At 31.3% G+C, this 10,342-nt stretch carries 7 protein-coding genes and 1 pseudogene; 3 read left to right on the top strand and 5 right to left on the bottom strand.

Going from position 1 to position 10,342, the window contains the following annotated elements; translation table 11 throughout:
- A pseudogene (locus EZH24_RS03145) lies at nt 1-406 on the top strand (hypothetical protein); the annotation flags it as partial.
- A 159-nt stretch (nt 407-565) separates the two neighbouring features.
- Here EZH24_RS03145 and pta read toward each other — a convergent pair.
- The 3 genes from pta to EZH24_RS03130 form a co-directional block, all read right to left on the bottom strand.
- Nucleotides 566-1,570, bottom strand: coding sequence for a phosphate acetyltransferase (gene pta / locus EZH24_RS03140; protein ID WP_137997677.1), 1,005 nt, complete (start codon nt 1,568-1,570; stop codon nt 566-568).
- 168 nt (nt 1,571-1,738) lie between these two features.
- On the bottom strand, nt 1,739-3,373 hold the full coding sequence (locus EZH24_RS03135) for a hypothetical protein (RefSeq protein ID WP_137997676.1): 1,635 nt from the start codon (nt 3,371-3,373) through the stop codon (nt 1,739-1,741).
- A gap of 77 nt (nt 3,374-3,450) precedes the next feature.
- Nucleotides 3,451-4,320 carry a hypothetical protein gene (locus EZH24_RS03130; protein ID WP_170310828.1) on the bottom strand — a complete coding sequence of 290 codons (870 nt, stop codon included), beginning with the start codon at nt 4,318-4,320 and terminating at the stop codon, nt 3,451-3,453.
- Between the two features lie 387 nt (nt 4,321-4,707).
- Here EZH24_RS03130 and EZH24_RS03125 point away from each other — a divergent pair, with 387 nt between their 5' ends.
- Together EZH24_RS03125 and fliD are read left to right on the top strand one after the other, a co-directional pair.
- On the top strand, nt 4,708-5,394 hold the full coding sequence (locus EZH24_RS03125) for a JAB domain-containing protein (RefSeq protein WP_137997675.1): 687 nt from the start codon (nt 4,708-4,710) through the stop codon (nt 5,392-5,394).
- A 228-nt stretch (nt 5,395-5,622) separates the two neighbouring features.
- Nucleotides 5,623-7,827, top strand: a complete 2,205-nt coding sequence (gene fliD / locus EZH24_RS03120; protein ID WP_137997674.1) for a flagellar filament capping protein FliD — start codon at nt 5,623-5,625, stop codon at nt 7,825-7,827.
- A gap of 16 nt (nt 7,828-7,843) precedes the next feature.
- Here fliD and EZH24_RS03115 read toward each other — a convergent pair whose 3' ends face one another.
- Both EZH24_RS03115 and EZH24_RS03110 read right to left on the bottom strand, forming a co-directional pair.
- Nucleotides 7,844-8,980 carry an FkbM family methyltransferase gene (locus tag EZH24_RS03115; protein WP_137997673.1) on the bottom strand — a complete coding sequence of 379 codons (1,137 nt, stop codon included), beginning with the start codon at nt 8,978-8,980 and terminating at the stop codon, nt 7,844-7,846.
- A gap of 272 nt (nt 8,981-9,252) precedes the next feature.
- The coding region (locus EZH24_RS03110; RefSeq protein WP_137997672.1) for a nucleotide-binding domain containing protein at nt 9,253-10,342 on the bottom strand (1,090 nt) is incomplete at its 5' end.

Here is a 10,342-nt window from a genome sequence, read left to right as displayed (position 1 = left end):
AATCGGATGGAGTTATTTAAGATATATGACGAACGATTTTAACAATATTGAAGAAGTTTTTGAAAGTTATAAATCCGCTATGAATAATTATAAGAATTACGATTATTTGAAATCGGCGGATTATTTTTCTTATGTTTTAAGCCAATCGGAAACGAATTATTTTACCGACAAATCAGTTTATTTTTTATGGAGAGTAAACAATAAAATAGGCGAGCTTGTAAGCTCCAAGAATAATCCTTATTACGATTATGTTTTGAATTATCCGAAATATTTTTATTATAATACCAATAATTCGACTCTTCATAGTTCCACTTTGCTTTATAATTATTTGATTAAAATAATGCCGTCAAATCCTTATAGATTTACTATAAGCGGAGACAGCGAAGCGGAATACAGCGTAGATTAAAATTTTATTAAATGAATTTTTGAAATACAAAATAAAAAACTAAAGCCCTATATTTCTATAAGGCTTTATTAAAGAGTATATTATTAAAAATGATTAAAAAATTGTTTCTTTCTTTATTATTTAAATTTAATCTTTTTTCATTATTATAAATATTATAAATTATAAAGATTGTAGCGATGTCAAAACCGCCAAATCCGCAATATCTTGAGCCGAACATCCGCGAGACAAATCGTTCGCTGGTTTTGCGATTCCTTGAAGCATAGGTCCGATAGCCGTGCATTTGCCAACTCTTTGCGCTATTTTATATCCTATATTTCCCGCGTTCAAATTAGGGAATATAAGAACATTAGCGTTTCCTTTTATTTTTGAATTTGGAGCTTTTTGTTCGCCGACTTTAGGAACTATCGCCGCATCAAATTGCAATTCTCCGTCAAAAACAAAATTGATATTTCGAGATTCCAAAATCTTTTTAGCTTCTATAACTTTATCGACAGATTCATGTTGAGCCGAGCCTTTTGTAGAAAACGAAAGCAAAGCGACTCTCGGGTCTTTTCCCGTCATAGTTTTGAAAGATTCCGCAGTCGATTCGGCAATATCCGCCAACTGTTCCGCCGTAGGGTCGGGTATAACGGCGCAATCGGCAAAGCATGCTATTCCGTCATCGAATAAAGCTTTATCTGGACTCTCGATAAAGAAAGTGCTTGAAAGAGTTTTAATTCCTTGTTTTAATCCTATCAAAAATAAAGCCGCTCTCAACATTTCGCCCGTAGCGTAAACCGCTCCTCCGACCATTCCGTCCGCTCCGTTGTCGGCAAGAATAGCCGCTCCCGTATAAACGGAATTATAAACGATTAACTCTTTAGCTTGGTCTTTAGTCATTCCTTTTTTTTCTCTCTTCTTAAAAAGCATTTCGATATAGCTTTCGGTTTTATATTCGGTTTTCGGGTCGAATATTCTTGCAAAATCGTCAATCTCTAAAGAATTTTCTTTCGCCAAAGATTCGATTTTTGCTCTATCTCCCAAAAGTATGACGCTTTTAGCGAGTTTTTCTTTTTTTAATATTACCGCCGCCTTAACATGTCTTTCGTCATAACCTTCGGCAAGAACTATAGTTTTTGGATTAGCTTTAACTTTTTCCTTCAAATTGTCCAAGAAAGATGCCATAATTAAACCCCTATTGAAAAATTTTATTATATTAATATTTTACTATAAAAATTATATTATTGCAAATTTTTACTAAAATTTTTTATTAACTGTAAATTAAAAAATAAAAACGGGCAAAGGAATTAATCCAATGCCCTATGATGAATGAATTTATTTAAAATTTTTACTTTATGAGGCTGATTTAAACTCCAAAGTATAAGTTAGCTCGGCGCTTTCATCGTAACCCGTTAAACCTTTCCAAGTATATTTTATCGTAAAGTCTTTTTTCTCGCCTCTTTTTAGAGTAAAATTAGGGTCGGCGATAGTCATATGGCTAAAACCGTTTGCGTCTTTTATGCTATACATAACGAAAGCGTCTTTATCGGGGTCGTATATCAATCGAATCTTTTGAGAGCCTTTATTTGCAACCCATCCGCTATGATTGTTTCCGAATCCCGCGGTATCGGTATAAGTCATAGTCAAATTATACTTTCCAATGTCCGAAGCCAAATCTAAATATATATCTTTGTCTCTTTTTATATCTTCAATTTCATAACTTTTAGATTTGGTAAATTTCTTTTCTTGATTCCAATCGAGATAAACCAAATCGCTTTTGTAATCGGATATTCCGCCAAGTTCGTTCATATTTTCTATATAATCGACTTCGGTAGGAAAATTGCCATCGTAAACCGCCCCACCAATTCTGAAATGGTAGAAACCTACGCTCCTTTTAAGGTCATGGAACAAATAAACTCCGAAATGCCAAGTCCAAGCCTCTATATTTTTGAAACTTTTAGCCGTAATCGTTATTATATCTTTAGTAGTTTCGCCGTAATCGTCTCCACCGATAACGCCGTTGGTGTCGCCTTTGCCTACATTAGTTTTTATAGGTATATAAGGAGAGCGTCCAGGCATTCCGTAAGTCGCTATAGGACGGCTTAAATCTTTCGCGTCTCCTCCGTCAATTCTCGGTCCGTATCTTTTGTTATTTCCTATGGAATCTGAACACCATTTATATATTTCAATCTCTCCGTTCTGTTTTACTATTCCAATCGGGTCGTATTCGTAAAAATATGACGCTCCGCTTACTTTGAAATTTACTTTGCCTCCGCCGTTATAATCGGTTTCCCAGCCCGCATCGACACTTCCCCAACTAACTGGCGCTTTAGGAGTTCCAGCTATATATTGTTTCCATGCCACTGGCACGGCGTAAGCGAAAACCAATTTTGAATATGTGTCAATCGCAACCAAATAATTATCGGTGTCTACCATACCCAAAGCTTTTCCCGTAAATCTATAGAAATAAAATCTTTTCATTCTATCGTTTTTATTGTATCTGCTGTCTACCGCGAATAACGGATTTTTACTTTTATAGAGATAATATTGAACCCAAGAAATAGACTTTCCAGCTCCAGTAGTGTCGGGTCCGCCTACTTTATATTCGTTTCTTGATTCGTTATTTAAATTCCAATTACCGTTAACCAATTTATAAGTAGGTCTGTTATTTCCGTCAAACGAAGCCCTTATTTGCATATTGTCAAAATTCATTGAAAATTTGTAATCGGGTTTATTCCATTCTCCATAAACGAAAGGGTCTAAATATACGGTAACCGTTCCGTCTTTGTTTGTTTCTACGCCTCCTCCAGCGTTTGTATCGCTCGGGTCGTCTGGTAAATCGTCTGGCAAATTATCTCCGCCAGAATTTCCAATTTCGCTTGCGCTTTTATTATAATAATATCTTGGATTGAAACGACTTCTGCATGAGCATAAAATCACAAAAGCCGTTATAAATAGTATAAATAAATATGTTTTCTTTAGTTTCATTTTTTTATCCTTAATTTTTTTATTTAACTTAATTATTTTTTATTTCCTTAATTTTTATTTTAATTTATTTATATAAATTAACCTCTAAATTGCAAACCTAAACTTAAACCGAAATCAAAAGAATTCATATAATATGAATTCAAAGGAGTTTGTGTATCAAAATTTGGAAGCCCTTGAGTGTTTTTAGCCGCATTTATTAATTTAAGTAAAGAATTAGGCATAGTTATATACTTCGGTTTATAAATATTGAATCTGTTATATATTCCCAAAACTATTTCGACTCTATCGTTTATAGGTTGATTATATTCGAGCATTAATTTTATACTAAACATAATGGGATTCATATTTTTTATCATAAAATCGGTTACAACTATTTCTCCCATTTCTGGAAGATTTACTCCCATACTGCTAAATTCCTCATCTTTATCTGAATAAGCCAAATATTCTGGAGAAGTGTCTGCAATAGTTTTAATTCCTAATTGAATTCCTATAGCCATTCTACTTTCAAGAAGATATAACTTGCTTCCTATTCCAATATTTATTACGGGCTTATAATTAACATTCATAAACATTTGGGCTGACACTGGTTCAGAATTTGAATCTGCCTGCAATGTGTTTCCCGCAACCATTCCGCTGAATCCCGTTCCAACTCCAATAGAAAAATACAAACTCATTCCGCTAAATTTACTAAAATCGGATTTTTTTCCGCCAAACCATCTGTCGACTCCGAATAAATAACCCAATTCCGCTTCTCCGTCCATCGTGTAGCCAACCGAACCTTTCATATAAGCCGCGCTGATTTTATTTAAATCATCTTGGCTAATCGAAGGAATAGTTAACGAACCGTTGAAATTTGCTCTCAAGCCCCAAATAAAACCTTCTTCAAATCCGTATAAATTTAATGAAACTATAATCGAAATTATAATCGCTAAAAATTTTCTATTCACAAAAACATCCTTTAATATTTAGTTTAACTTTTCAATTTTTAATCATAGTTTAAAACTATAATTATAGTTAAACTATACTATATATTTATCGAATAAGTCAATAGGAATAATACAACTTTTTTACTAAATTTTGCCAAATTTGGCGATAAAACGAATTTTTTATCTTTGAGATAATACATTTAATACAATTTTTTAGACAGAATTTATTAAATGTAGTTTGATTTATAGACACTTTTTAATTTTTGTAGAATAATTAATATACAGAATTAAATTTTTGTCTTATTTTTATATAAATTTTTTATTTTTGATTAGGCTTAAAAAATAAAAAAATTTGTTTAACAATTAATTATATAGAATAAAAATAAAAAATCAAAAGGAATATTATTTATGCATGATATTAATAAAATTGACAACGAATTAAGCGAACTTGATAAAGAAAAAGAAATTATAAGTTTTATTCTTTCAAACGGAATCTCCGAAGAAAAATCAAAAATTATAACGGAAAAACTTTATTATAAATTTTACAATTTGCATAATATTGTCAACGCTTCCGAAAAAGAACTTATAAAAATAAAAGGACTCGGCGTTAAAAAAAGCAAACTTCTTAAAAGCGTCCCAAAACTTTTGGAATATTATTTATTAAGCTCTTTGAAATTGTCCGCTTCGCATTTTAAGAAAAAAGATTTAATAGATTATTTGATTATAAAATTAGGAAAATTAAAATTTGAAACTTTTTCAATAATATGTTTGGATATAAATAAAAGATTCATATCGATGGAGCAAATTTTCAGAGGAACTATAGATTCCGCTACGATTTATCCGCGAGATTTGGTTGAAAAATCTTTGTCGGCGGGAGCAAGTTATGTAATTATAGTTCATAATCATCCTTCGGGAATTTCAAAACCTTCAAAAGAGGATTTGGAAATAACGCATGCTTTATTTAAGGCTTTTTTAACAGTAAATATAAAAATGATGGACCATTTAATCGTTGCGGGAAATTCTGTTTATAGTTTCAGAGATAACGGAATTTTTGATAATTATAATTTGAATAATAATTTAGAAAATATAAATTAAAAATAGAATTGTCAGATTTTATTAAATTATAAAAAAATAATTATGTTAAATAACTAACCAAAATTTTAAGCATTCCGAAAATTCTTTTATAGTAATATAATTTGTATAATTGAATTTTATAATAAATTTAATTTTACAATATATATAAATTTTTAGTTTTTAGTTTATAATGCAATAGAAAATAAAATTTTAATTTATAGATTATAAATTTTATAAGGAGAATTTTTTATGGCAACAAGCGAAGCCTTTCTTGAAGAAGTTTATAAAAACGCGGTAGACGCGGAAGTTATAAAAAGAAGTTCAACGCTTTCAAATTTATTGGATAACGCGAGAGATTATCAAAGGGAAATTTCGGCTTATGAAGATTTGAAATCGAGACTCGATTCTTTATCTTCAGCCTCGAAAGAATTATACGGTTTTCGTTCTCCTTTTAAGAATTTTGTCGGCAGAGGAGAAGGCGTCCCAGAATATTTTACCGTAACGGCAAACAGAATGGCAAACACGACAACTTACGATATAGAGATAAAAGAATTGGCAAATAGCGAGAAATTTTCTTCAAAAGCCTACAATATGAACGATAAACTTCCCGCTGGAAATATAAAATTAAAAATCGGCGAGGACGAATATTCGATTGACTTTGCGGGCGGAAGTTTGGTAGATTTGCAAAAGGCTTTGAATAAAGAATTCGGCAAAAAAGTAAAAACTACAATCACTCAAAAATCGAGGAATTTGCAGGTTTTGACTATAGATTTGGTAAAAACGGGTTCTAAAAATATTGTCGAAGTTATAAGCGATGACGCGGGAATATTGAAAGAATTAAATATGTTTACGAGACGAAATTATAGATATTTGGGACATATTTTCAACGAAGGACTTATTAATAAATGGAAAGACGAATCGGATAATTTAACCACAAATTATATAGTAAAAAACGACTTTTTGGTTTTGAAAGGCATAAATAAATTATCGATGCCTTTGCATAGAGAAGCGGAAGCGAACGAAAATATAACTATTTCAATAACGGCGAGAGCGTCCGACACTTTGGACGAAACGGCAGAAGAAATAGTTCCCGTAATGCCTCCAACGGTAGATTTGTCAATACCCGACACTGGAATAATATTCGATAAAATAGACAGCGTTAAGTTTAAAGATGTGGAATTGTATGGCGAAGGTTTATCTCCAGCGGACAGTGTGAGAACTTTTGAAGATGTAAAAAAATATAAAGAAGCTCTTGAAAACGAAAGAGCGGCAAAAAACGGAGTGGAAGCGGAAGTTCCCGAAGCCATAGACGAAACGGGCTTTAATTCTGAGATAATAGGCGTGAAATATATAAATAAATCGGGAGACGAAATTGAAAAATTTTTCGCATTGCCTACGATAAGCGCGGATTGGCAGAGATTAAATATTCCTATTGGAAGTCAATTTGAAGAGGGCGATGTCATAACTCAAATAGTTTTGATAAATAAAAATCCAAATTATAATGTTTTCTATAAAGATTTGCTTGTCGAAGATACGGGAAGGGAAGAAGACGCTCCGAATTATTTAATCTCCGAAGCTACGGATGCGAGAGCGTCAATAGACGGAATAGACATTTTAAGCGAAAGCAACGAATTTAACGACGCGGTAAACGGACTAAATATAACGGCAATCAAACCGACTCCTCAAGCGTTTTCCACGACAATCGAAGTAAATAAAGAGGGAGTCGTTGACGCGATAGTTAATTTTGTGAGCGCTTATAATTCTTTAATCGATTTTTTGAACGATTCCACTCAACGTCCTTTGACGAGAGAGGTTAGAAATTCTTTAGACGAAATGAATCGAACGGATATGAACGATTTGGCTACAACTTTGCAAATTAATTTCAATTCCGAGATGAGCGATTCGGATTTAAGAAAAAAATTATTCTATATCGGAGTATTCAGCGGAAACACTTTAGTCGGCACTATTTCGCAGAGAGTTAAGGCTATAGTCGCGGATTCTTACGAAACGGATTACGGAGAAGAATTGGCTTTACTCGACCAAATAGGAATCAACAGAGGAAACGCGGGCGAAGATTGGACTGTCGTAAAAAAAGGATTTCTACAAATCGAAGAAGAAAAATTTATGAATAAAATAGAAACTCAAATGGACGGCGTGGAAGAATTATTTGCAAACGACACTACGGGCGACAATGTGCCGAATACGGGAGCGGCTTTTACTATGAACGACTTTATAACTCCTTACTCGCAAACTCGAGGTATAGTCGACAATAGCATATCGGTTGCAAGGACGAGACTTGAAAATAATCAAAGACGAGTGGACAGCGAAAGAGAGAGAATAGAACAGTATAGACAGGAAAGACTCGCTTCGTATTATAGAATGCAATCCGATTTACAGCAAGCTGAAAGAGACAGAAAGAGACTCGAATCGATGCAAAATCAGAATAGTAATTAAATTTTTATGATTAAATTCAACATACTTCAGCTAACAGTTTGGTTTCCCCAATAATTTTAGGACATTTATTTTTTATTATTCTAAATTTATAACCCAAATTTAAATTTTCTATCATTGGTTTTATTTCAAAAAAGTCGCTATAATTATGATAGATACTTATTATTAAAACGGGCTTTTGTTCTTTTATCGTATTAATCGCTCCTTTCAAAAACGGCTGCTCAAAACCTTCCAAATCAGTTTTTATTAATCCGACTTCAATATTATTTTCTTTCACATAACTATCGAGCGTTACCATTTTTACTTTATTCTCAACGCTATTAATTTCTTTTTTATTCTCTACCGAAAGTCCGCTGTCGATATTTCCTCTGGAATAAATGCTTATATCTTTATTTTCATCTCCAAGCGCAATATTCACGGGAATAATGTTGTTCTTTTTGTTTAATTCTATAGTTTTTAAAATCATATTATAATTTCTCAAAAACGGTTCAAAGCTGTAAACATTTTTATCGGTGTAATTGGAAAATACTATTGCCGAGTCTCCGATAAATCCGCCAGCATCAATAATACTTTTATTTTTGATGTTGTTTATATTTTTTATATAATCTATTCCGCACTTATCATAAAAAACTTCTATTTCAAATTGATTAAACGGCAAGACATATTTGTAATATATAAATAATTCTTCGTTTATTTTTATTATTTTATTATAATATTCCGCTTCAAATTTATTCAATTCTTTTAATTCGTCATGTGTAAAATAAATTTCGTCTTCAATATTATTATAATTACAAATTTTAGCGATTATATTGTTAATAATTTTTATACTATCGTCATCCAAATTTGTAATTAGATTAGTATATTTAGATAAAAAATTATTATCATTTTTAATATGTTCTCTAAAACGAGAGATAAGTCCAATATCTACAGCTTGCTTTGGTTTATTCAATGATATAAATTCTTTAATGTCCTCTTTTAATGACGACAAAGATAAATGCTGTTCTTTAACAATATCTTTTAAATTATTATTCGATTGTAAAAAACCATAAATATCATTTCTTATATTATATTGAAAAAGCAAATAATCTCTAACGCTATCTCTTAATTTTTTAAACGGAATAAACCAAACGATATTGTCAATAGTTTTTGAAGTCATAGAAATCTCCTAATATAAAATGTAAAAATTGGGTAGCAAAACGCCTATTAAAGAAAATAGGAAAAATGCAAAAATTAATTGTATTGTATTGTATTGTATTGTATTGTATTGTATTCCGGGGTCGGACACAAGATAATCGCTAAACAGTTAAACATATTGAAATATTACAATAATTCGTTAAAAAAGTCAAGTTTAAATTAAATAATTTTTAGATGCAAACGCTGGAATAAAAAATACGCTCAAGTTTTGGAAGAAAGCGGTAGTTATTTAATCTAATGCATTAATTTTTCTACTATATTTTTTAGAGTATTATTATCGCCGACATTACCTGGAAAAATTATATACGGCATGTTTTTAAATTTAGCTTCATTCCCTGTGAGCCATACTGGAACGGCATTTTCTATTTGTCCTAAAACGAGACTCTTTTTAGCGCCAAGACCTTTTGTGCCTATATCGCTAGATGTGATTCCTCCTTTAGCTATTATAAAAGACGGTTTTATGTTAAGTTTTGATACTATTTTTGTAATTGATTCGGATATTTTAACTGACATTTTTATTTGATTATCGGCATCGTCTTTAGGAAAATCAATTCTCTCTCTTTTTGTGTATATAACCACTGTATTGCCAGATTTTATATTATACTCAGTTAAATGCACAACTCTATTAACTTCATCTTCTAATCCATTTTCTTCAAGCACTTTATGCTGATTGAATTCTATAAATATTATATCTAAATTACTTTTTTTTAGTTCTTCCAATTGCATAGTAGTTTTATTTACATGAGAGCCTATTATTACTATCCCTCCGTTTTTATTGTCCGAAGATATAATATCAGATTTATTTAATAATTTTTTATCATTTATATTCCCCAAAACTTTTACTATCGATGCGGCCGCTCTAAATATGTATTCTCTTTTAGATTTTAAAACATCTAAAAATGCTATAGTAAACGCTTCCAAATCTATATAATCTATGGCATTTACTATAATTTTTTGAAAATCTTTAGCTTGCAACAATTTACTTTTTATTTTTTCTATATTAAAGTTCCTAAAATCTTCTATAGGAATAGATATAACATTTTTGCAAGAAGCTTTTTCTAAACACCATTCTTTAAGGTCTGAAGATGAATATCCAAAAGACTTATCTTTTGCAAACTCAGTGTCTGCTGCTGGAATCAAATCGTCTCCATATTTTACATAATGAATATCGTTTATAGTAAACCTTCCGCCCTCTTTAAAAAATGGGACTATTATCTCGCCGTCATATTTTTTATTTAATTCATTCTCTAAAGTATTTTTTAAAGTTTCAGTTTCTAAAGGATAATGCCCTCTTAATGTAGAGTCGCTTCTGCTAACTATAATA

Source organism: Brachyspira catarrhinii, assembly GCF_005518285.1.
In the GTDB taxonomy this organism is placed as follows: domain Bacteria; phylum Spirochaetota; class Brachyspiria; order Brachyspirales; family Brachyspiraceae; genus Brachyspira; species Brachyspira catarrhinii.
The sequence above is the reverse complement of the archived record's forward strand: the minus strand, read 5'-3'. Positions and strand labels throughout refer to the sequence as shown.